General features: G+C 72.0%; 23 protein-coding genes, 5 tRNA genes and 1 pseudogene. 10 read left to right on the top strand and 19 right to left on the bottom strand.

From position 1 onward, the window contains the following. Positions 1-281: 281 nt before the first annotated feature. On the bottom strand, positions 282-746 hold the full coding sequence (locus A6A29_RS42380) for a hypothetical protein (RefSeq protein ID WP_073729608.1): 465 nt from the start codon (positions 744-746) through the stop codon (positions 282-284). A gap of 155 nt (positions 747-901) precedes the next feature. Here A6A29_RS42380 and A6A29_RS42375 point away from each other — a divergent pair, with 155 nt between their 5' ends. Further along, positions 902-1,417, top strand: a complete 516-nt coding sequence (locus A6A29_RS42375; RefSeq protein ID WP_073729387.1) for a DsbA family protein — start codon at positions 902-904, stop codon at positions 1,415-1,417. A gap of 39 nt (positions 1,418-1,456) precedes the next feature. On the opposite strand, the gene A6A29_RS42370 is transcribed toward A6A29_RS42375, so the two are convergent. The 3 genes from A6A29_RS42370 to A6A29_RS42360 all read right to left on the bottom strand — a co-directional run bounded on the left by A6A29_RS42370 (position 1,457) and on the right by A6A29_RS42360 (position 4,266). Next, on the bottom strand, positions 1,457-2,293 hold the full coding sequence (locus A6A29_RS42370; protein ID WP_073729385.1) for a GNAT family N-acetyltransferase: 837 nt from the start codon (positions 2,291-2,293) through the stop codon (positions 1,457-1,459). Positions 2,294-2,392: 99 nt separating this feature from the next. Then, a complete protein-coding gene (locus A6A29_RS42365; RefSeq protein ID WP_073729383.1) occupies positions 2,393-3,214 on the bottom strand; it encodes an aminotransferase class IV in 822 nt (273 codons plus the stop codon). Beyond that, positions 3,211-4,266: a chorismate-binding protein gene (locus tag A6A29_RS42360; protein WP_198953582.1), complete on the bottom strand. Its 1,056-nt coding sequence runs from the start codon at positions 4,264-4,266 to the stop codon at positions 3,211-3,213. Before A6A29_RS42360 ends, A6A29_RS42365 begins: the two co-directional genes overlap by 4 nt. 144 nt (positions 4,267-4,410) lie before the next feature. Between A6A29_RS42360 and A6A29_RS42355 the strand changes: the two genes are divergently transcribed. From A6A29_RS42355 to A6A29_RS42335, 5 genes are all read left to right on the top strand, one after another. Then, positions 4,411-4,483 (top strand) — tRNA-Gly (locus A6A29_RS42355). A 38-nt stretch (positions 4,484-4,521) separates the two neighbouring features. Next, positions 4,522-4,595: transfer RNA gene (locus A6A29_RS42350), tRNA-Cys, on the top strand. A 1-nt stretch (position 4,596) separates the two neighbouring features. Further along, positions 4,597-4,668 (top strand) — tRNA-Val (locus A6A29_RS42345). A 19-nt stretch (positions 4,669-4,687) separates the two neighbouring features. Continuing rightward, a tRNA-Val gene (locus A6A29_RS42340) sits at positions 4,688-4,759 on the top strand. A 23-nt stretch (positions 4,760-4,782) separates the two neighbouring features. Next, a tRNA-Val gene (locus tag A6A29_RS42335) sits at positions 4,783-4,857 on the top strand. A 116-nt stretch (positions 4,858-4,973) separates the two neighbouring features. Here A6A29_RS42335 and A6A29_RS42330 read toward each other — a convergent pair. From A6A29_RS42330 to A6A29_RS47420, 4 genes and pseudogenes are all read right to left on the bottom strand, one after another. Continuing rightward, on the bottom strand, positions 4,974-5,264 hold the full coding sequence (locus tag A6A29_RS42330; protein WP_073729381.1) for a TFIIB-type zinc ribbon-containing protein: 291 nt from the start codon (positions 5,262-5,264) through the stop codon (positions 4,974-4,976). A 65-nt stretch (positions 5,265-5,329) separates the two neighbouring features. Beyond that, positions 5,330-6,283 carry a phosphotransferase family protein gene (locus A6A29_RS42325; RefSeq protein WP_073729379.1) on the bottom strand — a complete coding sequence of 318 codons (954 nt, stop codon included), beginning with the start codon at positions 6,281-6,283 and terminating at the stop codon, positions 5,330-5,332. A 317-nt stretch (positions 6,284-6,600) separates the two neighbouring features. After that, on the bottom strand, positions 6,601-6,807 hold the full coding sequence (locus A6A29_RS42320) for a hypothetical protein (RefSeq protein WP_073729377.1): 207 nt from the start codon (positions 6,805-6,807) through the stop codon (positions 6,601-6,603). Between the two features lie 187 nt (positions 6,808-6,994). Beyond that, positions 6,995-7,191, bottom strand: a pseudogene (locus tag A6A29_RS47420) (hypothetical protein). A gap of 266 nt (positions 7,192-7,457) precedes the next feature. Between A6A29_RS47420 and A6A29_RS42310 the strand changes: the two are divergent. Then, on the top strand, positions 7,458-8,783 hold the full coding sequence (locus A6A29_RS42310; RefSeq protein ID WP_073729375.1) for a serine/threonine-protein kinase: 1,326 nt from the start codon (positions 7,458-7,460) through the stop codon (positions 8,781-8,783). 30 nt (positions 8,784-8,813) lie between these two features. On the opposite strand, the gene A6A29_RS42305 is transcribed toward A6A29_RS42310, so the two are convergent. The 8 genes from A6A29_RS42305 to A6A29_RS42270 form a co-directional block, all read right to left on the bottom strand. Further along, on the bottom strand, positions 8,814-9,632 hold the full coding sequence (locus A6A29_RS42305; protein WP_073729373.1) for a TrmH family RNA methyltransferase: 819 nt from the start codon (positions 9,630-9,632) through the stop codon (positions 8,814-8,816). Positions 9,633-9,696: 64 nt separating this feature from the next. Then, entirely contained in the window at positions 9,697-10,950 is a 1,254-nt protein-coding gene (cobA, locus tag A6A29_RS42300; protein WP_073729371.1) for a uroporphyrinogen-III C-methyltransferase, read from the bottom strand. A 491-nt stretch (positions 10,951-11,441) separates the two neighbouring features. Next, the gene (cobT, locus tag A6A29_RS42295; protein ID WP_073729369.1) at positions 11,442-14,900 is read right to left on the bottom strand and encodes a nicotinate-nucleotide--dimethylbenzimidazole phosphoribosyltransferase; all 3,459 of its coding nucleotides are present in this window, start codon (positions 14,898-14,900) and stop codon (positions 11,442-11,444) included. Between the two features lie 336 nt (positions 14,901-15,236). Next, on the bottom strand, positions 15,237-16,475 hold the full coding sequence (gene cbiE / locus A6A29_RS42290) for a precorrin-6y C5,15-methyltransferase (decarboxylating) subunit CbiE (protein ID WP_073729367.1): 1,239 nt from the start codon (positions 16,473-16,475) through the stop codon (positions 15,237-15,239). A 105-nt stretch (positions 16,476-16,580) separates the two neighbouring features. Further along, positions 16,581-17,267 carry a GNAT family N-acetyltransferase gene (locus A6A29_RS42285; protein ID WP_073729365.1) on the bottom strand — a complete coding sequence of 229 codons (687 nt, stop codon included), beginning with the start codon at positions 17,265-17,267 and terminating at the stop codon, positions 16,581-16,583. A 104-nt stretch (positions 17,268-17,371) separates the two neighbouring features. Beyond that, complete coding sequence (locus A6A29_RS42280) at positions 17,372-18,238, bottom strand: MetQ/NlpA family ABC transporter substrate-binding protein (RefSeq protein WP_073729363.1); 867 nt, start codon at positions 18,236-18,238, stop codon at positions 17,372-17,374. Positions 18,239-18,317: 79 nt separating this feature from the next. After that, positions 18,318-18,989, bottom strand: a complete 672-nt coding sequence (locus A6A29_RS42275; protein ID WP_073729361.1) for a methionine ABC transporter permease — start codon at positions 18,987-18,989, stop codon at positions 18,318-18,320. Next, positions 18,986-20,047, bottom strand: a complete 1,062-nt coding sequence (locus A6A29_RS42270; protein WP_073729359.1) for a methionine ABC transporter ATP-binding protein — start codon at positions 20,045-20,047, stop codon at positions 18,986-18,988. Before A6A29_RS42270 ends, A6A29_RS42275 begins: the two co-directional genes overlap by 4 nt. Before the next feature lie 617 nt (positions 20,048-20,664). Here A6A29_RS42270 and A6A29_RS42265 point away from each other — a divergent pair. Further along, a complete protein-coding gene (locus tag A6A29_RS42265; protein WP_073729357.1) occupies positions 20,665-21,024 on the top strand; it encodes a hypothetical protein in 360 nt (119 codons plus the stop codon). Positions 21,025-21,026: 2 nt separating this feature from the next. Then, positions 21,027-21,455: a hypothetical protein gene (locus tag A6A29_RS42260; protein ID WP_073729355.1), complete on the top strand. Its 429-nt coding sequence runs from the start codon at positions 21,027-21,029 to the stop codon at positions 21,453-21,455. A gap of 48 nt (positions 21,456-21,503) precedes the next feature. Here A6A29_RS42260 and A6A29_RS42255 read toward each other — a convergent pair whose 3' ends face one another. From A6A29_RS42255 to A6A29_RS42245, 3 genes are all read right to left on the bottom strand, one after another. Beyond that, a complete protein-coding gene (locus tag A6A29_RS42255; protein ID WP_073729353.1) occupies positions 21,504-22,007 on the bottom strand; it encodes a GNAT family N-acetyltransferase in 504 nt (167 codons plus the stop codon). 45 nt (positions 22,008-22,052) lie between these two features. Next, on the bottom strand, positions 22,053-22,643 hold the full coding sequence (locus A6A29_RS42250) for a sigma-70 family RNA polymerase sigma factor (protein ID WP_198953586.1): 591 nt from the start codon (positions 22,641-22,643) through the stop codon (positions 22,053-22,055). 132 nt (positions 22,644-22,775) lie between these two features. Next, on the bottom strand, positions 22,776-23,936 hold the full coding sequence (locus A6A29_RS42245; RefSeq protein WP_073729351.1) for a glycerophosphodiester phosphodiesterase: 1,161 nt from the start codon (positions 23,934-23,936) through the stop codon (positions 22,776-22,778). A 244-nt stretch (positions 23,937-24,180) separates the two neighbouring features. On the opposite strand from A6A29_RS42245, the gene A6A29_RS42240 reads away from it, so the two are divergent. Beyond that, the gene (locus A6A29_RS42240) at positions 24,181-24,852 is read left to right on the top strand and encodes a lysophospholipid acyltransferase family protein (protein WP_073729349.1); all 672 of its coding nucleotides are present in this window, start codon (positions 24,181-24,183) and stop codon (positions 24,850-24,852) included. The last annotated feature ends 18 nt before the right edge of the window (positions 24,853-24,870 follow it).

Here is a 24,870-nt window from a genome sequence, read left to right as displayed (position 1 = left end):
CGCCGCACTCGCGGGCGGCGCTTCCCATCGTACGGACGCCGTGTGCGGCACCGGGTCTTCCCGGCCGCCGTGTCCGTACCGCCGCGAGCCCGGCGTCGATGCGCGTCGGCACAAGGACGCACATCGCCGCACACGATGGGGAATGAATTGTTTCAATCCGTGGCGGACGCTAGCCCCCATCGTCGTACGTCGTCAAGGCGCAGGTCACGCGGGCGCCGGGCGGGAACCACGACACCGGACATGAATCGATTCATGCCGGAGAGATGCCCTACCGGACGAGTTCAGATGCCGTGCTTCTTCAGGATCGCCTCGATGTCGCTGAAGTCCTCACCGGGCGCCGCGGACGACTGCCGGCTCTTCTTCGGCTGGGCCTGGGGGCGGGCCGATGCCGCCGGGGCGCCGGAGCCGAGGGAAGGCGCGGAGGCGGCGGGGGCGACCGCCTCGTTCCGCGCGGCGGCCCGGGCCGCCTTGCGGTCCTTACGGGTGGTGCCGCTGCGGCGCTCGATCGCGCGGGTGGTCATGAACAGCAGCCAGGCCACCCCGAGCACACCGAAACCGAGCCAGACGCTCGGCTTGAACGCGATCCCGGAGACCCACTCGACGATTCCGGTCATGACCAGCCCGACCGGCACGAGGGAGTAGGCGGCGATCCTGGCCGCCGTGAGGAACCGCTTGCGGTACGCGGTGACCGCGGCGATGCCGAGACCGGCCGCCGACGCCGCGGAACAAATGGTCTCGGCAAGCATCGGGGCCTCCAGGAGCGCGGGGAAACGTCCCCTCCATCCTGCACCGATCACCGGCTTCGGGGCCACGCCCCCCGGCCACATCAGGGACATTTCAGGGCCGCACTCCTCCCCAGGTCCCGATGGAAGCCCTCCACCCGGCCTGAAAGACTGTTCCCATGAGCGATTCCACCCCCGCAGCCCCGGTCGTCCTCGACATCTGGTGCGATCTCGAATGTCCCGACTGCCACCTGGCCCTCAGCGATGTGCACGCCCTGCGCGCCCGGTACGGCGACCGCGTCGAGGTCCGGCTGCGGCACTTCCCGCTGGACAAGCACAAACACGCGTACGCCGCGGCGCAGGCCGCCGAGGAGGCCGCCGCGCAGGGCAAGGACTGGCCGTACATCGAAGCGGTGCTGGCCAGGACCGACGAGCTCGCCCGCACCGGCGAGCCGCTGCTTCTCGACGTGGCACGTGAACTGGACCTGGACGCCGAGGAGTTCGACACCGCGCTCATCGACGGCCGGCATCTGCTGATCGTCGACGCCGACCAGGCGGAGGGCAAGGCGATCGGTGTCACCGGCACCCCGACGTATGTGGTCGGCGACGAACGTCTGGACGGCGGCAAGAGCCAGGACGGGCTCCGCGAGCGGATCGAGGAGATCATCGACCGGCTGCTCGCCGAGCGGGGCTGACCCGGGGGCGCCGCGCCACCGGGCCGCCCGTCGGCGCCGCTACAGCGCCTTGGCCAGGTTGTACTGGGTCGTCGTGTAGCCCAGCGACTCGTACAGCCGCAGCGCCGGGGTGTTGGCGGCGAAGACGTGCAGGCCGAGCCGGTCGAACCCGGCTTCGCGGGTGATGTCCTCGGCAAGACGCATCAGGGCGCGGCCGTAGCCCTTGCCCCGGTGCTCGGTGCGCACCTCGACGTCGTAGACGTACCCGACGGTCTCCCCCGGCCGCGTCTCCCGCCGCGCCACCCACACATGGCCGACGACCTCGTCCTCGTGGACCAGAACGTGGAAGTGCATGCCGTCGGTGGCCCGGCCGTCCGGGAGGTTGCGGGCCTGGTCGGTCTCGGCCTTGTGCCGGGCCTGCTCCTCCGGTACGCCCCGGTCGATCCAGTCCTGTGCGTACGCCTTCACGCTGGAGACGTCCCAGCGGGCGTACTCCTCGGCGCTCATGGGGCGACCCGTGAGGCCGGCGGGCAGCTCGGCGGGGTCCGGTCCGAGCTCCTTGATCATGTTCCGGCTCCGCTCCACGTAGCCGAGCGCGGCGGCCAGCCGCTGGGCGCCTTCGTTGCCCTCCGGGGCCTCGACGCGCACCTGGGTGCAGCCCCACCCCCGCAGCACCTCCTCGGCGGCGAGCGCGGCGATGGTGCCGCGACCGCGCCTGCGCTGGGCCTCGTCGATCCGCAGCGAGTGCAGAACTCCCGCCGTGGCGCCGAACGAATCATCGGTGCTGATCGCGACGACGCCGACGGCCCGTCCGTTGTCGCACACGTCGTACATACGCGCCCGTGCGCCGTCGGCGCCTTGCTGAATCGGCCCGGTCGGCCGGAGTGTCGTGGTCATCACGCGCTTTCTATCCGCTGAGTGGCCATCCGTCACCCGCTTTTACAGACGGCGTCGCGTGTCACGGGCGGCGCCACGTGTCTCGGACGGCGCCCCGTGTCACGGGTCGAGGTCGTTGGCCGCTCTTTCACCGAAGACGCGCATGGCCTTCGCCGTCACCGGCCCGGGACTCCCGGCCCACTCCCGTGTATCGACCCGGTGGACGGCCTGGATGTCCCGGAGCGTGGAGGTCAGGAAGATCTCCTCGGCGTGCTCCAGGACGTCCATCGAAAGGGTCGTCTCCTGAGCCCCCGTCCACTCCACGGCCAGCGCGCGGGTGATCCCGGCGAGGCAGCCGGAGGCGACGGGCGGGGTGTGGATCTGCCCGTCGAGGACGACGAAGACATTGGAGCCGGTGCCTTCGCAGAGCTGTCCGGCCGTGTTGGCGAACAGCGCCTCCGACGCACCGTGCTCACGGGCCCGGGCGAGGGCGACGACGTTCTCGGCGTACGAAGTGGTCTTGAGACCGGCGACCGCACTGCGTTCGTTGCGCGTCCACGGGACGGTGATCACGGCCGTGGTGTCGGGGCGGCGCGCCGCCCCGCCCAGCGCGACGACCAGGCTGGGCCCGGCGTCGCCACGCTCGGAGCCGAGCGGGGACAGCCCGCCGGTGTAGGTGATCCGCAGCCGGCCGAGCGCCATGGGGTTGGCGCCGAGGACGGCGGAGGCGGCGCGGCGGACCTCGTCGAGGTCGGGGTCGGGCAGGCCGAGGCCACGGGCCGAGCGGGTCAGCCGGTCCAGGTGCCGGGTCAGGGCGAACGGGCGGCCGTGGGTGGTCCTGACCGTCTCGAAGACACCGTCGCCCACGGTGAGCCCGTGGTCGAGCACGGACAGCCTGGCGTCGTCGGCGTCCCGCAGTTCGCCGTTGACCCACATCCTCATGTCGCGGTCCTTCCTGTCTCCTCGAAGGCGCCCGACGCCACAGCGAGCAGTCTCGACGCCTTCAGTTCGGTCTCGTCCCACTCGCGCTCCGGGTCGGAGCCCCAGGTGATGCCCGCCCCGGTACCGAAGCGGAGGACCGGCACGGGAGGGTCCCGGTCGATCCAGAACGTCCGTATGCCGACGGCCAGCCCGGCAGTGGCCCGGTCGGCGTCGACCCAGCCGATCCCCCCGCAGTACGGTCCGCGCGGCGCGGTCTCCAGCGCCTCGATGATCCGCAGCGCGCTGGACTTGGGCGCCCCGGTGACGGAACCGGGCGGGAACGCCGCGGCCAGCAGCTCCGGCCAGCCCACCCCGTCGGCCAGCCGCCCGCGGACGGTGGAGACGAGGTGGACGAGCCCGGGATGCTTCTCCACCGCGCAGAGGTCGGGCACGCTCACGCTGCCGGTCGCGCAGACGCGCCCCAGGTCGTTGCGGACCAGGTCGACGATCATCACGTTCTCGGCGTGATCCTTGTCCAGAAGATCGTCCTCGGTGCGCCCGGTTCCCTTGATCGGCCCGGACTCGACGGTCCGCCCGTCCCGCGCGAGGAACAGTTCGGGCGACGCGGTGGCGATCTCCACACCGTGCGCGGGCAGCCGGATCGTTCCTGCGTACGGGGCCGGGTTGCCGCGCGCCAGCAGCGCGGTGAGGGCGTCCACGTCGGCGCCGCCCGGATCGGGGAGCGGCGCGGACATCACCCGGCAGAGATTGGCCTGATAGACCTCACCCGCCGCGATGTGTTCACGGATCCGCCGTACGCCCGCCTTGTAGGCGTCCCGGTCCAGTGATGAGGTCCAGTCCCCGGCGGCGGGACCGCGCCAGGCACCGGGCACGGGAGCGGGCACCGGCTCCGTCCGTACGGTGGAGAAGCGGGCGCAGACGAGGCGGCCTTCGAAATCGGCGCATACGGCCCAGAAACCGGATGAGTCGAGGGCTGCCGGGTCACTGGTGACATCCTGCAGACCGGAGGCGACGAGGCCGCCGAAGCGGGCTATCGGAGCAAGGTCGAACACTCTGGTGAGTCTAGGACGGTGCGCGGTGACCTGCGCCGGGGCGGAGGCACCGCAGCACGCTGCGCAAACGCGTTTTTGTACTGGCCCAGGAATCCGCTAGAGTTCACCACGTCGCCGGGACGCGCAAGCGCACCGGAAAGACACGCGGACGTAGCTCAGTTGGTAGAGCGCAACCTTGCCAAGGTTGAGGTCGCCAGTTCGAACCTGGTCGTCCGCTCGCAGAAGGTGGGGAATTCTTCCCGAATCCCCATCCCTGGTGGAGTGGCCGAGAGGCGAGGCAACGGCCTGCAAAGCCGTCTACACGGGTTCAAATCCCGTCTCCACCTCCAAGGACGATTAGCTCAGCGGGAGAGCGCTTCCCTGACACGGAAGAGGTCACTGGTTCAATCCCAGTATCGTCCACCGGTCCGCAAGGATCCCCGCGCGATTAGCTCAGCGGGAGAGCGCTTCCCTGACACGGAAGAGGTCACTGGTTCAATCCCAGTATCGCGCACGCAGTACACGCAGGGTCACCCTGCGCGATTAGCTCAGCGGGAGAGCGCTTCCCTGACACGGAAGAGGTCACTGGTTCAATCCCAGTATCGCGCACCATCCAGAACCCCCGGTCGTCTCGACGACCGGGGGTTCTGCCGTTCCCCCGACATCCCGCGCACGGTCCCGCGGGCCCCGGACAGGACGCGTCCGGGGCCCGCGGGACGGCAAGGGTTTCAGGAGGAGAAGAGCATCCGGCCGAAGCTCTTCTGACGGTGGTGGCCGTGGTGACCGCCGTGGTGCTGCGGGGCGCCCCACGCGGGAGCGGGCGCCGCGGCCGCCGGGTAGCCCTGCGGGGCGGGGGGCGCGGGCGGGGCCTGCTGCGTCCACTGCGACTCCAGACGGGTCAGGGACTCCAGCTCGCCGTAGTCGAGGAATATCCCGCGACAGCCGCTGCACTGCTCGATCTGGACGCCATTGCGGTTGTACGTGTGCATCTGCGCGTGACACTTGGGGCACTGCATCATCGGCTCGGCTCCTCGCCTTCGGTGTGCCGTCGCCGGAATGCCTGCCCGACGGCGGTCGGTTCACCCTACGACGAGCCTTCGGCCGCCAACTCGGGCGGGAGGGACGCAATTCGGGCACAGGCATCGATCATCATCTGCTCCACCTCATCCGGAGTTCGGCCCTCCGCGGCGGACTTGGCGAAGGCGAGCGCCGCGGTCTGCACCGTGAGGGCGCGTGCCGGGACATCCAGTTCGGGCCAGGGGTCCCCGTCGACGGGTACGGCCGGACCGCCCGCGGCCCGGTAGGCGGCCAGGAAACGCAGCCAGACTTCGGGGGGCAACAGCCCGGCGGCGTACCAGGCCGCGGGCCGGGCGAGGTCCCAGGACGGGTCGCCCAGACCCGCGTCGTCGACATCGATGAGCAGCCAGGGGCCGTGCGGAGCCGGGTGCCGGACGAGTTGGCCCAGGTGCAGATCCCCGTGGCACAGGAAGCCGGCGCGGTGCGCGGGGGCCGGCTCCTCGCCACGCGCCCAGGCGGGCAGGGAGCGCCAGGCGGCGAGGACGGCGGACGTGGCCGGCTCACCGGGCCGGGCCGCCCGCATCCGGGCCACGGCGAGGGCGGCCTTGGCAGGGCCACGCATCGGCGGGAGCGGCAGTGGGGGCCCGGTGCGGTGGAGGCGGGCGAGCAGAGTGGCGGCCTCTTCCCAGGGCGCGGCGTCGGGGTCCGCCGGGTCGACGGGTTCACCGTGCGGCCAGAGGGTGACGGGGCGGCCGGAACGGGGCCCGGCCGGTGCGGGCAGCGGGGGAAGCAGGACGCCGGTCAGCCGGGGGTCGGCCGCCAGGGCGACGCGGGCGGCGAGCGCCTCGTGGTCCGTGTCCGCGGCGTGCGCCTTGGCCACGATCCGGCCGCTGCGGACGACGGTGCCGTCCGGGCGGTCCGCCAGCACCTGGGGCGGCCCGCAGACACACCGTACGGCGGGCGGATGGGAGCTGCCGTGCGCGAGTGCGCCCAGCTCCCGTACGACTGCGGTGGTACTCAACGGCTCCCCCGGCGGTGATCGCTCCGGCCCTGCCGCCGGTCCCGCGACGAGGGTACGCGGCGGGGCGGGCGGGGGCCGCGGGCGTTCGCGTACGCCCGCCGAGCGCGCGAAGCGCTGTACAGGGTTCGCATCCGTGCACCGTCCCGTCGGTGACGCGCTGCTCCGTCCGCAGGGGGCTGCCGTGGTCCGGACAGCGCGATGTCCGGTCAGCTCCCCAGCTGACCGGACAAACGCTGCCGTCCGCCGCACCCCCGTCCCCACGGGGTTGTTGGCCGGATGTCCCGGTCCGGACCGCTCTTCCGGACCCGGGGCGCCGCTCAGCGCCCCAGCATCACGCCCACGGACGACGCCTGTGTGACCACTGCGTCCCAGCCGCCGAAGACGACTACGAGCAGGGCCGCCAGAGGAAGAACCATGGCCGTCGCCACCAAGGGGTGACGCGTGCCGGACGGGCGGGCGCCGAACGAGGCGTATGCCTTGCGTCCCTGCGTGCGGATCATGGTCCGCGTTGCCGTGTCCGACATGGTTCCTCTCCTGACCTGATGTGGGGCGGCGGGCGTTGACCTCGGGGGACGAGTGCTTCACCCGCCGCTTGACCTCAACACTAGGGAAGCGGCGGGCAGGGGTCGTCATGCCCGCGTACCGAATGCCGGGCCTCCATGAGGATGAGCTGTCGGTAGTCGACGTACTCCCCTGGGTGGAGATCGGGCGTCAGGGCTTGGGGTCATCCCGGAGGGGACGTTCGGGGGCGTCCCCCCTGAGAAGCGGCTGTTCGACCGGGCGAGCCCCCTGGTCGCCATGAAGCGCGCGGTACGGACCACGGAGCCGCTCCGGGTGACTTCACTCACTTCCACCACCCCCCGGCGGAGGGCTGTCTCCACCCTGAGGCCCACTCCGGAGGCCCCCACCTCCTAGGCACCGGTCGTGTCTCCCGCGTCCATGACCCTCTCCCCGCGATCCCCCGGCATCGATCCAATCCCCCTTCTGCGACGGTCCTTTGAGATCTCGCACGGGGCGGGAGGCCCGGATCCACGGCCTCCTGACCACTCTTCACGTTTCCCACCCGGCACGGACAATCGAATCTCCGGCGAGGGCGCGGCCTCTGAGCGCGCCGGGCGCCGGGTACGTAAGCTGTGCCTCGTCAGGCGGACCAGGCAGCGGGGATGGGCAGACGATGGCGATGATGCGGCTCCGGCGCGAGGACCCGCGTCTCGTCGGCTCGTTCAGGCTGCACCGGCGACTCGGGGCGGGCGGCATGGGCGTCGTCTATCTGGGTTCCGACCGGCGTGGTCAGCGGGTGGCCCTCAAGGTGATCCGGCCCGACCTGGCGGAGGATCAGGAGTTCCGTTCGCGCTTCGCACGCGAGGTGTCGGCGGCCCGGCGGATCCGCGGAGGCTGTACGGCGCGTCTGGTCGCCGCCGATCTGGAGGCGGACCGCCCCTGGTTCGCGACGCAGTACGTGCCCGGTCCCTCCCTGCACGACAAGGTCGCCGAGGAGGGGCCGTTGGCCGCCGCCGAGGTGGCCTCCATCGGGGCGGCGCTCTCCGAGGGGCTGGTGGCGGTGCACGAGGCGGGTGTCGTCCACCGTGATCTGAAGCCGTCGAACATCCTCCTCTCCCCCAAGGGCCCCCGGATCATCGACTTCGGTATCGCCTGGGCGACCGGGGCGAGCACGCTGACCCATGTCGGTACGGCGGTGGGGTCGCCCGGTTTCCTCGCGCCCGAGCAGGTCCGGGGCGCGGCGGTGACACCCGCGACGGACGTGTTCTCGCTCGGTGCCACCCTCGCCTACGCGGCGATGGCCGATTCGCCTTTCGGGCACGGCAGTTCCGAGGTGATGCTGTACCGCGTGGTGCATGAGGAGCCGCAGCTGCACGACGTGCACGACGCGCTCGCTCCGCTGGTACGCGCCTGTCTGGCGAAGGACCCGGAGGAGCGGCCGAGCACGCTCCAGCTCTCCATGCGGCTCAAGGAGATCGCGGCCCGGGAGGCGCAGGGCCTGCACGAGAGCCGGCCGCCCACCCAGCGCTCCGCGCAGGAGCTGGACCGGCCGACCGGCCGCCTGGACGGTCCGTACACCGAGCAGCACACCCGCCGCGCGGACGGCCCCTCCGCGTCCCGCCCCCAGCAGAACAGGCGTACCGCGCCCGCCCGTCCGGCCGCGCCCCGTACCGGAGGCTCGCGTTCCCAGTCGGCCCCGCGCAACACCACGCGTTCCGGTAAGCGCCCCGGCGCGACGAACGGGACGAAGAACGGCCGGCCGGGCACGAGAGGCGGGGCCCGGACCACCTCGGCGGGGCGGCGGCCGGCGAATCCGCGGCTGCTGCGGCAGCGGCTCGTCGTCTTCGTCGTCGTGACCCTGCTCGTGGCCCTGGGCATCGCCGCCGCACAGGGGTGCCAGGGTCCGGCGCGCGGGCTGGGCACCTCGGGCACCTCGCAGCCGCACACCCAGAACGCCGACGCGCGGCATGCGCAGGCGGGTGTCCCGCTGGAACGGTAGGTTCCGGGGCGAGCGACCGCCGGAGCGTGGTCAGCCCCGGGGACGGCCCGTCGCCACCGCGTAGAAGGCGACCGCCGCCGCCGCTCCCACATTCAGCGAGTCGACGCCGTGCGCCATGGGGATACGGACCCATTCGTCGGCGGCCATCAGTGCCTGTGTGGACAGCCCGTCGCCCTCGGCTCCGAGCATCAGCGCCACCCGCTCCAGCCGGTGCGGTGCCGCCTCGTCGATGCTGGACGCCTTCTCGTCGGGAGTGAGCGCGAGGAGCTTGAACCCCGCTTCCCGTACCGACTCCAGCGTCTTGGGCCAGGCGTCGAGCCGGGCGTAGGGAACGGAGAAGACCGCACCCATCGAGACCTTGACCGAACGCCGGTAGAGCGGGTCGGCGCAGTCCGGTGAGAGCAGCACGGCGTCCATGCCGAGGGCGGCGGCGCTACGGAAGATCGCACCGATGTTGGTGTGGTCGTTGACCGACTCCATGACGACCACGCGGCGGGCCGTGGCCAGCAGTTCATCGGCGGTGGGCAGCGGCTTGCGCTGCATGGAGGCGAGGGCCCCCCGGTGCACGTGGTAGCCGGTGACGCGTTCGGCGAGCTCCGGATTGACCGCGTACACGGGGGCCGGCACCTCGTCGATGACGTCGCGCATCACATCGACCCACTTGGCGGAGAGCAGCATCGACCGCATCTCGTACCCGGCGTGCCTGGCCCGTCTGATCACCTTCTCGCCCTCGGCGATGAAGAGGCCTTCGGCCGGCTCACGGCGGCGCCGGAGTTCGACATCGGTCAGGCCCGTGTAGTCGCGCAGGCGCGGGTCGTCGGGATCGTCGACGGTGATGAGATCTGCCACAGGGTGATACTGCCTTGTCCGGTGTGTGGTGCCAACGCCTTGGATGAAGATCGGTTACCGCGGGTTACCCGGCGGGGGGTGCCACGGAGTCCGGACCGACCGCGACGACTTCGCCGATGACGATCACGGCGGGCGGGCGCACCTCTTCGGCGACAGCTCGTTCGCCGACGGTCGCCAGGGTCGCGTCGACCCGGCGCTGGGCGGCCGTGGTGCCCTCCTGGACCAGGGCGACCGGGGTCCCGGGGTCCTTGCCGTGGGCGATCAGCGCGGCGGCGATGGCGCCGATCTTGTCGACGGCCATCAGCAGGACCAGGGTGCCGCGCAGTCGGGCGAGCGCCGCCCAGTCGACCAGCGAGCGCGGGTCCTCCGGGGCGACATGACCGCTGACGACGGTGAACTCATGGGCGACGCCGCGGTGGGTGACCGGGATACCGGCCGCGCCCGGAACGGAGATGGAGCTGGAGATCCCGGGGACGACCGTGCAGGAGATGCCCTCGGCTGCCAGTGCCTGGGCCTCCTCCATGCCCCGGCCGAAGACGAACGGGTCGCCGCCCTTGAGCCGGACGACGGCCTTGCCCGCCTTGGCGTGCTCGATCAGCGCCTGGTTGATCGCCTCCTGGGCCATGTAGCGGCCGTACGGAATCTTCGCGGCGTCGATCACCTCGACGTGCGGCGGGAGTTCGTCGAGCAGGTCACGGGGGCCCAGCCGGTCGGCGATGACCACGTCGGCCTCGGCGAGCAGACGACGGCCGCGCACGGTGATCAGGTCGGGGTCGCCGGGACCGCCGCCGACCAGCGCGACGCCGGGGGCACGGGTGCGGTGGTGCGGGGCGGCGAGGGTGCCGTCGCGCAGGCCCTCGACGATGGCGTCGCGGACGGCGGCGGAGTGGCGGGGGTCGCGGCCCTGCGACGTGGTGGTGAGGACGGCGACCGTGACGTTCTCGCTGCGGCCGGTGGCCGGGGTCCAGGCGGTGGCGGCCTCGGCGTCGTCGCTGCGGACGCACCAGGTACGGGAGCGCTCCGCCTCGGCGGAGGCGGCGTCGGCGGCGACCGGGTCGGAGCACGCGACGAGGGCGTACCAGGTGTCGCCGAGGTCGCCGTCGACGTACCGGCGGCGCTCCCAGCGGATCTCGCCGGCGTCGGCCATCGCCTCGACGGACGGGGTCGCGGACGGGGAGATCAGGGTGATGTCGGCACCGGCCGCGATGAGTGCGGGCAGGCGGCGCTGCGCGACCTGGCCGCCGCCGACGACGACGACGCGGCGCCCGTTCAGGCGCAGTCCGACGGGGTAAGCGGGGTGATCGGCGTGCTCGGCCATGGTGGTGCGGGCTCCTCGTGCGGGGTGGTGCGTAGGGGGCCGCTGTGGGGGTGGGGCGGCTGGGGCGGGCGGGGGTGGGGCGGGTGTGGGGTCGCGTGGGACCACGATACGCGGGGCGGGTGTGGGGTCGGTCGCCTGCGGCGGGCTTGTCCCCTACCCGCCCCTTCCCGAAACCGGGGCGCTGCCCCGGACCCCGCTCCTCAAACGCCGGAGGGGCTGGGAGTGGGGGCTTGGGGTTGGGGTCAGCGGCCCCGGGCCCCGGTGTCCTCAAGCGCCGGACTGGCTGGAGTGGGGGGCGGCGGCCCTGGGGCTCGGGGAACAGATGTCCTCAAACGCCGGACGGGCTGGGGTTGGCCGACGTGGGCTGGGGTTGGCCGGCGGGGGGCTGGGGTTGGCGGCGCTGAACTCGGGGCTCCGCCCCCGAGCCCCGCTCCTCAAGCGCCGGGCGGGCTTGAGGAGTAGGGGGGTGGCTGGTCGGTCGCCGGGGAGTGTTACTTCTCCGTGACGCCCGCTGCGTCGAACGTCGCCACCTCGTGCATCGCGCGGGCCGCGCTCTGCACGATCGGGAGCGCGAGCAGGGCGCCCGTGCCCTCGCCGAGGCGCAGGTCCAGGTCGACCAGCGGGCGCAGGCCCAGCTTGTTGAGAGCGGCGACGTGGCCGGGCTCGGCGCTGCGGTGACCGGCGATGCAGGCGGCGAGGGCCTCGGGGGCGATGGCCCTTGCGACCAGGGCCGCCGCTCCCGCGCTCACGCCGTCCAGGATGACCGGCGTACGCAGCGACGCGCCGCCGAGCAGGAAGCCCGCCATCGCGGCGTGCTCCAGGCCGCCGACCGCGGCGAGCACACCGATCGGGTCGGCCGGGTCGGGCCGGTGCAGGTCGAGCCCCCGGCGGACGACATCGACCTTGCGGGCGTGCATCTCGTCGTTGATCCCGGTGCCCCGGCCGGTCACCTCTGCCGCGTCGATGCCGGTGTATACGCAGATCAGGGCGGCCGACGCGGTGGTGTTGGCGATGCCCATCTCGCCGGTGAGCAGCGCCTTGTTGCCCGCGGCCACCAGGTCGCGGGCGGTCTCGATGCCGACCTCGATGGCCGCGAGTACCTCTTCGCGGCTGAGTGCGGGACCGGTGGTGAAGTCCGCCGTGCCGGGGCGCACCTTCCGCGGCAGGAGACCCGGCGTCGCGGGCAGCTCGGAGGCCACACCGACATCGACCACGCAGACCTCGGCGCCGACCTGGGCCGCGAAGGCGTTGCAGACGGCTCCGCCGCCGAGGAAGTTGGCCACCATCTGGGCCGTGACCTCCTGCGGCCAGGCGGTCACACCCTGGGCGTGCACCCCGTGGTCCCCGGCGAAGATCGCGACGGCCGCGGGCTCGGGGATCGGCGGCGGGCACATCCGGGAGAGTCCGGACAGCTGGGCGGAGATGATCTCCAGCATGCCGAGCGCACCGGCCGGCTTGGTCATCCGCTTCTGGCGTTCCCATGCCTCGCCGAGTGCCTTGGCGTCCAGCGGGCGGATGGTGGAGATGGTCTCCTGGAGCAGGTCGTGCGGCTCCTCGCCGGGCAGGGCGCGCCGCCCGTACGTCTCCTCGTGCACGACCCAGGACAGCGGGCGGCGCTTGGACCAGCCCGCCTGCATCAGCTCGGGCTCCTCGGGGAACTCGTCGACGTATCCGACACAGAGGTACGCGACGACTTCGAGGTGCTCGGGCAGTCCGAGCGCGCGGACCATCTCGCGCTCGTCGAAGAAGCTGACCCAGCCGACGCCGAGGCCCTCGGCCCGTGCGGCGAGCCACAGGTTCTCCACGGCGAGGGCGGAGGAGTACGGGGCCATCTGCGGCTGGGTGTGCCGGCCGAGGGTGTGCCGGCCGCCGCGGGTGGGGTCGGCGGTGACGACGATGTTCACCGGGGTGTCGAGGATGGCCTCGATCTTCAGTTCCTTGAACTGCTTGGCCCGGCCCTTGGGGAGCGAGCTGGCGTAGGCATCACGCTGACGCTGGGCCAGTTCGTGCATGGACCGGCGGGTCTCCGCGGAGCGGATGACGACGAAGTCCCAGGGCTGCGAGTGGCCCACGCTCGGTGCCGTGTGCGCGGCTTCGAGGACGCGGAGCAGGACCTCGTGCGGGATCGGGTCGCTGCGGAAGCCGTTGCGGATGTCGCGGCGCTCCCGCATTACCCGCAGGACCGCTTCGCGTTCGGCGTCGTCGTACCCGGGAGCGGGCGGGGTGAACTCCTCGGCGGGCTGCTCCTGCGCGGGCGGTTGCTCGGCAGGCGGCTCCTCGGAGGGCTGCTCCTCGGCGGCCACGGCGTCGGCCGGCTGCACGGCCGCGGGGGGAGCCTCGGCCGGCTCCTGCTCCACGAGTTCCGGGGTTTCGATGATCTCGGGCCCCGTGAAGTCCTCGGGTACGGGGACCTGCTGAGGGACCTGGGCGGCCTCCGGCTCCACCACCGTCTCCGGCTCCACCACGGGCTCCGGAGCGGCCACGGGCTCCGGGGCGGCCACCACCGCGGGCGCCTCCTGCGTCACCACAGGTCCGGCCTCGGCGGGCGCCGGTTCCACGGGCGCCGCCTCCACGGCGAACTCGGCGGGACCGGGCTCCTCGGCTTCCGGGGCGATCGGCGCCGCTGCGGGCTCGATCACCACGGGGGCGACGGCGGGCGCCTCGACGACGGCCGGTTCGGGCTCGGGCGCGGCTGCCGGCTCGACGACGGCCTCCGGCAGCTCGGCCTCGACGACCGGTGCCGGGGCGGGAGCCGGAACCGGAACCGGGTCCGGAGTCGTTGCCGAGCCCTCCTCAGGTACGAGGGGTTCCACCGGCTCCTCCACCGTGGGGGCGGCCTCGGACGTGACCTCGCCGGGAGCCTCCGCCGGGGTCTCGACAGGCGCCTCGGCGGGCGTCTCGGCGGGGATGTCCGCCGAGGGGGCCGTCGCTGCCTCTGCGGAGACCTCGGCCGGCACCTCTACGGGAACCTCCGCCGGTGCCTCCGCCGGTGCCTCGGCGGGTGCCTCCGCCGGGATCGCCGGTGCCTCCGCTTCCGTCGGCTCGGGGACGACCGTTTCTGCCGGTGCGGCCTGCGGCGGGATCACCTGGTCCTGCTGGGCCGTGGCCTCCGGCTGGACGGCCTGGACCGCCTGCTCGGGTGCGGGTGTCTCCGCCGCCTGCTGCGGCGCCTGGGCACCCCACGGAGCCCCGCTCTGCGGCGGAAGCTCGCCCAGCTGCGGGCCGGGCAGCACCGGGGCCTCCTCGGCCGGGGCGTCGAAGTACTCGGGACCCGTCGCGGGCGGTCCCGCGTGCCGTGCGGCCATCGGGGCCGGGGCCTGCGGCGCACCGGCGGGCCCCCGGTCGGCGAGCGAGCGGACCACACCGCCGGTGGGCGTACCGCCGTACGACGGGCCCCCGTCCGACGCGGGGCCGCGGTGCAGCGGGCGGCGGGTGGGAGCCGCGGCGTGCGCGGCCACCGGGACCTGGGCGGGAGTCTGCGCGGGCGTGGGGCCCGGAATCCGTACGCCGTCGAGGTCGACGGAACCGGCGTCGCGGCCACCGGACTCGTGGGTGCCCTGGACGGTGCCGGGCGCCTGGGTGGCGTACGCGGCCTGGCCCTGCGCGGGCACCGCGGACTGCGGCGCGGTCCTGACCTGTGCTTGTGCCTGGTGCTGATCCTGGGCAGGGGCCTGCTGTGCGGCCTGCTCGGCGTTCGGGGCCGGTGCGTGGCCCGGTGCCGGTGCGTAGGACGCGGCGACTCCCGAGGTCTGGCCCGGAACAGCCGGGGCTGCCTGCGGGTCGCTCCAGGCGCCCTGGGAGGTCGGCATCAGCAGAAGGTCGTCGTCCTCGGGTGTGTGCTCGGAGGGATCGAGGAAGGTGTACGCGTCCGGGGCGGGGATGCCCGGCTGCTCCACCATGCCTGCGTTCTCCGGCAGTCCCTCGCCCGGGATCTGGCCGGTGTCAGTCATGCGTACCCCTCGCCCATCGTCAGTGCTCCTTCGGCCCTTCGCCCGGGATGCCCGAACCACGGCACGCCGGTGCTCGTCAACAAGAACGAGCGGGCTCGCCGCGCGGCACGAAACGCCCGCGGACCTCTTCATATTCTCGCGGCCGTACGCCGCCGCGACAGGAAGTTCTGCCACGGCTCTCTGTGGACTGCGCCACTTCGCGCGTCCCCCGGGATGTGCCGTACCACAGTGCGGACCAAAACGGTCCCCTTTTCCGGACATTGACGAACGAAGCGACGAACGTCCGGGCGCGGTACAACGATCGGCCAGCCTACCCCGCGCGGCACGCCGCACAGGTCAGGGGGCGAGGTCCGAACGCCGTGCGGAGAGCAGGAAGACCACGGACCGTTCGCGTTCGGTCCACGCGGTGGTGTCGAGTTCGACGGACTGGAGCAGGGAGCATTCGACGGTGAATCCGTTGCCCGTGAGCGCGGCTCCGAGCGCCTCCGCCTCGTCGCGGGTCGACGCGTGGGTCACGATGCGTTCCGGGCGCCGGTCGGCGACGGCGGTGACGACGGGGACGCCGCCGCCCCCGATCCGTACGACGTCCGGTTCGGGCAGCCGTTCCAGGATGTGCGGGGCGCGCCCCTGGACGATCTGGAGGGGTACGCCGAAGGCGCGGGCGGCAGCCGCCGTACGGTCGCAGGCCGACCGTTCGCTGTCCACGGCCAGTACCGCCGCGCCGAAGCGGGCCGCTTCCACCGCCAGGGCTCCGCTGCCGGAACCGATGTCCCAGAGCAGGTCGCCGGTGCGCGGGCCGAGGCGGGCCAGCTGGGCGGCGCGCAGGCCCGGGGACTCGCCCTCGCCGCTCTCCTCGCCGGGGTCCGGCGCGCCGTCCCGGTACGCCTCGGCGGGCAGCGCCCAGCCTCGGGCGCCGCGGGGGTAGGCGGGCTGACGGCCGGCGATCCAGGCACCGGTGGGGCTGGTCTCGGGTCCGCCGCCGATGACGATGACGACGTTCGGGTCGCGCCAGGCGTGGTCGGCCGCCTTGTCCGAGGTGAGGACCGTGACCTGCTCGCGTGCGGTGCCGAGCTCCTCGCAGATCACGAAGGTGCGGTGCACGCCTTCGAGGAGGAGTGCCAGTTCGGCGGGGCCCGCGCCGGGTGAGGTGAGGACGGCGACCTTGTGGTGGGCGCGGCAGACGTTGACGGCGCGGCGCAGCGTGCGGGGGTGGGCGACGACGACCTGTGCGTCGTCCCAGGGCATGCCGGCGCGGGCGAACGCGGTCGCCACGGACGAGACGGCGGGCACGACTTCGACTTCCAGGCCGTGCTCGGGGGCGCGCAGGGTGCGTACGACACCGAAGAAGCCGGGGTCGCCGTCGGCGAGGACCACGGGGCTGCCGCGATGTCCGGCGATCCGGCGGGCGGCCAGGTCGACGCTGCCGAGGCGGATGCGTTCGGCGCGTTCGGGGACTTCGGGCAGTGCGAGGTGGTGGGCCGCGCCCGCGACGAGCGTGGCGGCCGAGAGCGCCGCCGTCGCCGCTCTGGTCAGTGGCGAGCCGTCCCAGCCGATCACCGTGACCCGGTCGGCCATCGTCGTCTGTCTCCTGGGGGTGTAGCAGGCGGGGGTTGCCCACGGGTGGCGGGCAGGGTGAGAGTACCCGGTCGGTGCCGGGACCCGGCGAGGGGCTGCGCGGTGTCAGTTCCAGTCGTTGTAGGTGCCGTAGCCACCGGCGTCGGCCAGTTCCTCGGCGACGCCTTCGAGGTCCTCGGGGAGCAGGCCCCAGACGATCAGGTCGGTCCGGATGTCGGTCCAGCCGCCGTCCGTGCCGTTCTCGGTCCGGGTGCGCGCTATCCGGGCGTTGCGCAGGACTCCCTCGCTGATGCAGCCCAGCTTCTGGGCGACCTGCTGGGAGGCGGTGTTGTCGGCGGGGGTGCGCAGCTCGATGCGTTCGAACCGCTGGTCGCGGAAGAGCCATTCGGCGAGCGCCAGCACGGCTTCGGTGGCGTAACCCTCGCCGCGCGCCCAGGGGGCGGTGATGTAGCGGACCTCGGTGGCCAGGGTGCGCCAGTCGGTGTTCAGGAGCCGGACGGAGCCGACGAGGCGCTGGGTGAGGAATTCGGTGACGGCGAGGACGATGCCGTTGCCCGCGGTGCGCTCGGCGGGAGCGATCCTGCGGACCCAGCGTTCGGCGTCGACCTGGGTGTACGGGTGCGGTCCGTCGGTCCAGGCGGTGACGAGTTCGTCGTTCATCATCTCGATGTACGCGGGGATGTCGGCCATCTCGAAGGGGCGCATCACCAACCTGTCCGTGCTGATGGAGATGGACGGAAAGGTGGTAGTCATGCGCAGCTCCATGCCGAAGACCGGGTAAAAGCACAGCATGCAGCATCGGGCCGACGTTGTGCATGGGCGGGTCCGCACGGCGGAGCCCCGCGCCTTCCCCGAGGGGAGGGCGCGGGGCTCCGTTCGCAAGTACCCGGCAGAGGTCAGGACTTGGCGGGGGTACCGAAGGCCGGGATGACCGAGCCCTGGTAGGTGTCCTCGATGAACTTCTTGACCTCGTCGGAGTTGAGGAGCTTGATGAGCTTCTGGACGCGGGCGTCCTTCTCGTTGCCCTTCTTCACGGCGATGATGTTGGCGTACGGGTTGCCGTCGGCCTTCTCCAGCGCCAGGGAGTCCTTGGAGGGCTTGAGCTTCGCCTCGATGGCGTAGTTGCCGTTGATGACGGCGGCGTCGACGTCGTTCAGGGCGCGGGGCACGGTGGCGGCCTCCAGCTCCTTGAACTCCAGGCCCTTCTTGTCGGTGATGTCGCTCAGCTTGGCGTCGGTGCCGACGCCGTCCTTGAGGGTGATCAGACCGTTCTGGGCGAGCAGCTGGAGGGCGCGGCCCTCATTGGTGGTGTCGTTCGGTACGGCGATGGTCTGACCGGACTTGAGGTCGCCCAGGTCCTTGACCTTCTTGGAGTACAGGCCCAGGGGCTCCAGGTGCACCGTGCCGACGGAGACGAGGTGGGTGTTGTTCTTCTTGTTGAAGTCGTCCAGGTAGGGCTGGTGCTGGAAGAAGTTGGCGTCGACCTGGCCGGTCTCGGTGGCGGTGTTCGGCAGGACGTAGTCCGTGAACTCCTTGACCTCCAGCTTGAGACCTTCCTTGGCCGCCAGGTTCTTCTGGACGAAGCCGAGGATGTCGGCGTGCGGCGTCGGGGACGCGGCGACGACGAGCGCCTTGGAGGTGTCGGCCTTGGCGCCGGTGTCGCCCTTGGACGCCGGGTCGGAGTCCGTACCGCAGGCGCTGAGGCCCAGGGCGAGGGCGGCGGTGGCGGCGGCAGCCGCGGTGATCTTGATGTTCTTACGCACGAAGAGTGCCTCTTTCGGTGATGAGGTGGTGCGCCCGGACAAGGAGTTCGGGCTTGGGGGGAGAGAAAGTCGGGGGGCGTCAGGAGAGGGTGCGGCCCCGGCGGGCCAGCAGGCGCACCACTCCGTCGCCGATCAGCTGGATCACGGTCACGATGACGATCAGCAGCGCGACGGTGATGAGCATGAACTGGTTGTCGAAGCGCTGGAATCCGTAGGTGACGGCCTTCGAGCCGAGCCCTTCGCCGCCGACCGCGCCCGCCATCGCCGAGTAGCCGATGAGCACGATGACGGTGGTGGTGACGCCGGAGACGAGCGAGGGCAGCGCCTGCGGCAGCAGCACCTTGCGGACGATCGTCGGGATGGAGCCGCCCATCGACTGGACGGCTTCGACGAGCCCGTGATCGACCTCGCGGACCGCCGTCTCGACGAGCCGGGCGAAGAACGGGATGGCGCCCACGGCGAGCGGCACGATCATCGCCGTCGGGCCGATGAAGGTGCCGACGACCCAGGTGGTGAAGGGGATCAGGGCGATCAGCAGGATGATGAACGGCAGCGAGCGGCCGATGTTCACGATCACGCCGATGACCTTGTTGACCGCCGTGTTCCGCAGGAGTCCGCCCCGGTCGGTGAGGACCAGCAGGACACCGAGCGGAAGACCGACCAGCACGGTGACGACCGCGGACCACAGCACCATGTAGAGGGTGTCGACGGTGCCCTGGGTCAGCAGTGGCTGCATTTCGGACCAGGTCACTTGGCGACCTCCTGGGTGAGCGGGGCGGATGCCTGTTCCGGTACGGCGGGGGCCTCGGCGTCCACGACCTCGGCCTGGAGGCCCTGCTCGCGCAGGAAGCCGATCGGTACGACGTTGTCCTCGAAGCGGCCGGGCAGCTCGATGCGCATCCGGCCGATCTGGTTGCCGCCGACGGTGTCCATCGCGGCTCCGAGGATGGAGATGTCGATGTTGTACGTACGCGAGAGCTGGGAGATCACCGGCCGGCTCGCGGCCTCCCCGTGGAAGGTGACGTCGACGACGGTGCGGTCGGGGCCGGAGGCGGCGCCGCCGACCGGGAACAGCTCGTGGGCCAGTTCGGAGCCGGGGGTGGCGAGCAGTTCCCCGACGGTGCCGGACTCGACGATGCGGCCGCGCCGCATCAGCGCGGCGGAGTCGCAGACCGTCTTGACGACGTCCATCTCGTGCGTGATGAGCAGGACGGTGAGGCCCAGCTGCTGGTTGAGGTCGCGCAGCAGCGAGAGGATGGAGCGGGTGGTCTCGGGGTCCAGCGCGGAGGTCGCCTCGTCCGAGAGCAGCACCTTGGGGTCGCCGGCCAGGGCGCGGGCGATGCCGACGCGCTGCTTCTGACCGCCGGAGAGCTGGCCGGGGTAGGCCTTCGCCTTGTCGGTGAGGCCGACGAGGTCGAGAAGTTCGAGTGCCTTACGGGTGCGGGCCTGGCCGGAGACGCCGAGGATCTCCAGCGGGAGTTCCACGTTGTCCCGCACATTGCGCGAGGCCAGGAGGTTGAAGTGCTGGAAGACCATGCCGATACGGCTGCGCGCCTCGCGCAGCTCCTGGCCGGCGCGGCGGCCTCGGCCGGCGAGCGCGGTGAGGTCCTGGCCGGCCACCGTGACGGTGCCGGACGTGGGCCGCTCCAGCAGGTTGACGCAGCGGATCAGGGAGGACTTCCCGGCGCCGCTCTGTCCGATGACGCCGTAGACCTCGCCCTCGCGGACGTGCAGGTCGACGCCGTCGAGTGCGGTGACCTCACGGCCGCGCGACTGGTAGACCTTCGTGAGGCCCGTAGTGGTGATCACAGGGGTTTCCGTCACTGTCGAGTGCGCGGCGCGGTGTCCGCCGGGCACGGGGCATTCGTCTGAAGAGACTGTTCGGGCTGGTCTGCCGGTGGGTCTCGGCATGGCCGGCCGCGGCGGAAGGCCGGCAGGCGGCGCAGGCTCGGGCGGGCTCGTTCCATTGGGTGCAAACGGCGCAGGCTCGGACTCGCTTCGGGGCGCGAGGCTCAGGCGGGGGCCCTCAGAAGGCGCGCATTCGACACATACAACGAGCACCGGGCGCGCTGATCGCCTCGGTCGCAAGGATGCGGCTGCTCGTCGTGGTCATGTCCCAAGTAAAACAGACGTAACGACTCCCCGATCCCGGCTGTCCGGATAGCGGACAGCCGTGGATGGCCGCGCGCAACGGCGCGGGGAAAGCGGGGATTCTCTCCTCGCGCGTCTGTGACCTGCGCCGATACAAGGGGGCGGGAGGTGGGGGCGGTCGCCTGGGCCGGTGTGACGGGGAGGGCCGCTGTGGCCAAGGCCACGATCCCGCGACCGTGAGCGTGACGGGATCCGTTGCCGCGGCACGGGCCTTCGGGCGTGAGGGGCACCGGGCCCCTCGCGGAGGTCCGGCGGCTCCGTAATACCCTCGCTTCATGCTTGACGCCCTGACGGTCGCGGTCGCCGTGTCCGCGCTCGCCCTCGCCGCCTGGTGCGGATTCGCCGCCTACCGGGACCAGCCCACGAAGGACTGGCACTTCATCGGGATGGCCGTCGTCTCGGTGCTGGCCCTGGCCCAGCTGGTGGTGGGAATCGTGCAGCTGGCCCGCGGCGAGCGGCCGGAGCAGGGCATGACGATCTTCATCGCCTATCTGATCGGTTCCTTCGCCGCCGTACCGGCCGCCGGTTTCCTGTCGCTGACCGAGCGGACCCGCTGGGGTTCGGTCACGGTGGCGGCGGGCGCGGTCGTGCTGGCGGTGCTCGAAGTGCGGCTCTACGACATCTGGGGAAACTGACCGTGACCGACACCGAACGCCCCGGGGCTCCCCCGAAGCAGTCCTTCGAGCTGGGCACCGGTCCCGGACGGGTGCTGGTCTGGTTCTACGGCGTGTTCACCGTGGCGGCCGCATCCCGCTCCGTCGTCGAGATGATCCTGGACTTCGACAAGGCGCCGCTGGCCTATGTCCTGTCGGCCGTCGCGGCCCTCGTGTACGGCTTCATCACGTACTCGCTGGTGCGGGGCGGGGAGAAGGCCCGAAAGGCGGCGCTGGTGTGCTGCGCCGCCGAACTCGCGGGAGTGCTCGTGGTCGGTACGTGGACGCTGGTGGAGCCGTCCGCCTTCCCCGATGCGACCGTCTGGTCGGACTTCGGGATGGGCTACCTGTTCATCCCGGTGATCCTGCCGGTCACCGGGATGATCTGGCTGCGCCGCGCCAGGACCGTCTAGGGCCTCGCGCACCGTTCCGGGAGACCCCGGACGGGCCGGACCGGTCCGTCAGGCGCTGGCCACGTAGGCCCGTGCCTCCGCGTCCTTCTCCAGCAGGAGCATCCGCACCCCGTCCGCACCGGTGGCGGCCCCGACCTGCGCGTATCCCGCCCTGCGGTAGAGCCGCAGATTGTTCTCGCTGCGATGGCCGGTGTGCAGCCGGAAGCGGGTGGCCGACCGGTCCGCGGCCAGGCCCGCCTCCGCGGCCCCCAGCAGACGGGCGCCGAGGCCGTGTCCCTGGAGCCGGGGGTGGACGCAGAGCCTGGAGATCTGGCCCGTACCGTCCCGGTCGATGAATCCGCGTACCGAGCCGACCACTTCCTCGCCCAGCCTGGCCACGAACACCAGATCCGCGGCGACTTCACCGCGCACCGATTCGAGACTCTGGACGAGAGGGTCTATCCGGTAGTTGTCGTAGAGCTCCGCCTCGCTCTGGAAGCAGAGGTACTGGAGCCTGAAGATCTGCTCGACGTCCTGTGCCGTCGCCGCCGAGATGGTCACACTCATGCCCATGTGCGCATGCCTCCCGCTCACCTGTCCGCCGGTTGTCTACCGCTCCTATCCCCGCGGTTCAGGAGCAACAACCTCCGCCGCCAGCATTCTGCGCAGACATCCAAGGCAACGGGAACGCATCGGACCCAAACTGCCCTGTGACATACCCAACTCCCCTGCGATTTCCCGGTAGGTCGGATCGCCGGGGGCGAGCATCGCCTCCAGCAGCCGGGAGCAGCGCCGGGGCAGCCGGGCCACGGCCGCACGCAGCGCCCGGCGTTCGGCCGCGCCCAGGGCGGCCCGCTCCGGGCAGCCGGCCGGATCGGCGCGGGGTTCCACCCGGGCGTACGGGTGCTCGTGCCGGGCCGTGCGGCGGCCTCGGCGGGCCTCCGCCCGTACGGAGTCGCGCACCCAGCGGGCCGAGTCGTCCGGTGGTCCGGCCGTCGCCAGACGTTCCAGCAGCCGCAGCCATACGGCCTGTTCGAGGTCGGCGGGGTCGAGGGCGGCGGCGGGCGCCTCGGCCGAGGCCTCCGCGCGCACCAGGGGGCGCAGGGCGCGGACGACGAGGGCGGGGGCGGCGCTCCCGGTAGCGGCGGACGGGGAGGCGACGGCGGCCGGGGAGGCGACGGCGGCCGGAGCATGATCGAGAAGGGTCATGCCCCAGCGGACGTGCCCCGCGGGCAGCCGGTTGCCGTGTGCCGGGAGCACCACCCGACCGGGGCATGCCCGGTCGGGTGGCTGACGACGGCGGCTGACGGCGTGCGGTGCTCGGCGGGCCGGAGGGGTACGTCAGTTCCGGGCGAAGTCCGCCGCCGCGAGCAGCGCGGTGTCCGGGTTGTCGGAGAACACTCCGTCGATACCGGTGGCGAAGTACGCCCGGAAGGCGCCGAACGCGTCGCCGTACGCGTGGGGGTCGGTGCCCCGGCGGAAGTCGGCGGGCAGGAAGGTGTTCTCGTTGCGCATCGTGTACGGGTGGAGGAGCAGGCCCTGCGCGTGCGCGTCCTTCACCAGCGTGGTCGGCGTGGTCAGCCGGCCCGAGGCGTCCTTGGGAATGATCAGGTCCAGGGTGGGACCGATGCCCTGCGCGAACGACGCCATCCACTTCAGGCCGGCCGGCTTGACGAGGTCGGCGACCGTACGGGGGTCATTGGCCTCCACGAAGTCCCAGGGGCGCTCCTTGGGTCCGGACAGCAGGACGACGCGCGGGGTGGCGACGAGCCTGGACAGCCGCTGGATGGAGCCCGGCTCGAAGGACTGGAGAATGAGCGGAGCGTCCGCGCGGTGGCGGCGGTAGCGGCGCAGCAGCCGGGCCAGCGGCTCCTCCAGGCCGAGGCCCAGGCCGCGGAAGTACGTGGGGTGCTTGGTCTCGACGTACAGCCAGACCGGCCTGCCGCGCCTGCGGCCCTCCTTGTCGGCCCAGCGCAGGACCTCCTCGAAGGTGGGGATCTCCCAGCGGCCGTCGTAGAGGGTGTTCCTCTGGCGGTTGCCCGGGATGCGCTCCTTGGCACGCAGCGTCTTCAGCTCGGCCAGTGTGAAGTCCTCGGTGAACCAGCCGGTGAGGGGAATCCCGTCGATCTTCTTGGTGACCTTGCGGCTCGCGAACTCGGGGTGGTCGGCGACATCGGTGGTGGCGGTGATGTCGTTCTCGTGGCGGCACACGAGGTGACCGTCCTTCGTCGGCACGAGGTCCTGCTCGACGATGTGTGCGCCCATGTCCAGGGCCAGCTGGTAGGAGCCGAGGGTGTGCTCGGGGCGGTAGCCGCTGGCGCCCCGGTGGCCTATGACGGTCGGTACGGGCAGGTCCCGGAGGGAGCCGTGGCCGTTGCCGTGGCCGCCGCGGCCACGCTCGGCGGCCTGCGCCGCGGCGGGCAGTCCCAGGGCCGCCGTACCGAGGACGGCCGCGCCCAGAAGGGTTCGCCGGCCGGGACTCGTCTGCGCACGCTCTGTCATGAATGCTCCTGGCTGTAGTGTCTGGCACCTGTCGAGCGAGGGCCGATCGTAGGCAGCCGGGCCGTCCGCCCGGCAGCCCCGGGGCGAACATGGCGCAAACACGCGTCAACACTGCGTATCCACTTCGTGAACCCGATGTGCGATCGGGCGGTACCCGCGAGTATCGTCCTCACCTGCACAGACCCTCACCCGCACAGACCCTCATCGCACCTCGGCCGGCCCGGCCACGACACCGGAGGAACCGTTGTCCCGACTCACGGTCATCAAGGCAGTGCTCGGACCGATCCTGCGCCTGATGTTCCGCCCGCAGGTGGAAGGCGCGAAGAACATCCCCGGGTCCGGGCCGGTGATCCTCGCGGGCAACCACCTCACGTTCATCGACTCGATGATCATGCCGATCTGCTGCGACCGGCCGGTGTTCTACATCGGCAAGGACGAGTACGTCACGGGCAAGGGGCTCAAGGGCCGCCTGATGGCCTGGTTCTTCACCGGCTGCGGCATGATCCCGGTGGACCGGGACGGCGGACGCGGTGGTGTGGCGGCGCTGATGACGGGCCGCCGGGTGCTGGACGAGGGCCATGCCTTCGCGATCTACCCGGAGGGCACCCGCTCCCCCGACGGCCGGCTCTACCGGGGCCGTACGGGTATCGCCCGGCTGACGCTGATGACGGGCGCGCCGGTGATCCCGTTCGCGATGATCGGCACGGACAAGCTCCAGCCGGGCGGCGCCGGACTGCCCCGGCCGGGCAAGGTCACGGTGCGCTTCGGTGAGCCGATGGAGTTCTCGCGCTACGAGGGCATGGACCGCGACCGCTATGTGCTGCGGGCCGTGACGGACTCGGTGATGGCCGAGGTGATGCGGCTGTCCGGCCAGGAGTACGTGGACATCTACGCGACGAAGGCCAAGGCCGCCTGAACCCGGTGACGTAAGGGC

It is taken from the genome of Streptomyces sp. TSRI0281 (assembly GCF_001905125.1).
In the GTDB taxonomy this organism is placed as follows: Bacteria; Actinomycetota; Actinomycetes; order Streptomycetales; family Streptomycetaceae; genus Streptomyces.
Note: the sequence above shows the minus strand (reverse complement) of the source record. Positions and strands in the feature narration are given on the sequence as shown.

Excerpts from the sequence above, each read along its gene's own strand:
- A6A29_RS42370 (WP_073729385.1), bottom strand. The coding sequence starts at position 2,293 with ATGACCACGACACTCCGGCCGACCGGGCCGATTCAGCAAGGCGCCGAC.
- cobT (WP_073729369.1), bottom strand. The coding sequence starts at position 14,900 with ATGACTGACACCGGCCAGATCCCGGGCGAGGGACTGCCGGAGAACGCA.
- A6A29_RS42320 (WP_073729377.1), bottom strand. The coding sequence starts at position 6,807 with ATGTCGGACACGGCAACGCGGACCATGATCCGCACGCAGGGACGCAAG.
- A6A29_RS42365 (WP_073729383.1), bottom strand. The coding sequence starts at position 3,214 with ATGAGGATGTGGGTCAACGGCGAACTGCGGGACGCCGACGACGCCAGG.
- cobA (WP_073729371.1), bottom strand. The coding sequence starts at position 10,950 with ATGGCCGAGCACGCCGATCACCCCGCTTACCCCGTCGGACTGCGCCTG.
- A6A29_RS42265 (WP_073729357.1), top strand. The coding sequence starts at position 20,665 with ATGCTTGACGCCCTGACGGTCGCGGTCGCCGTGTCCGCGCTCGCCCTC.
- cbiE (WP_073729367.1), bottom strand. The coding sequence starts at position 16,475 with ATGGCCGACCGGGTCACGGTGATCGGCTGGGACGGCTCGCCACTGACC.
- A6A29_RS42285 (WP_073729365.1), bottom strand. The coding sequence starts at position 17,267 with ATGCTGTGCTTTTACCCGGTCTTCGGCATGGAGCTGCGCATGACTACC.
- A6A29_RS42330 (WP_073729381.1), bottom strand. The coding sequence starts at position 5,264 with ATGATGCAGTGCCCCAAGTGTCACGCGCAGATGCACACGTACAACCGC.
- A6A29_RS42250 (WP_198953586.1), bottom strand. The coding sequence starts at position 22,643 with ATGACCCTTCTCGATCATGCTCCGGCCGCCGTCGCCTCCCCGGCCGCC.
- A6A29_RS42255 (WP_073729353.1), bottom strand. The coding sequence starts at position 22,007 with ATGGGCATGAGTGTGACCATCTCGGCGGCGACGGCACAGGACGTCGAG.
- A6A29_RS42380 (WP_073729608.1), bottom strand. The coding sequence starts at position 746 with ATGCTTGCCGAGACCATTTGTTCCGCGGCGTCGGCGGCCGGTCTCGGC.
- A6A29_RS42310 (WP_073729375.1), top strand. The coding sequence starts at position 7,458 with ATGGCGATGATGCGGCTCCGGCGCGAGGACCCGCGTCTCGTCGGCTCG.
- A6A29_RS42375 (WP_073729387.1), top strand. The coding sequence starts at position 902 with ATGAGCGATTCCACCCCCGCAGCCCCGGTCGTCCTCGACATCTGGTGC.
- A6A29_RS42245 (WP_073729351.1), bottom strand. The coding sequence starts at position 23,936 with ATGACAGAGCGTGCGCAGACGAGTCCCGGCCGGCGAACCCTTCTGGGC.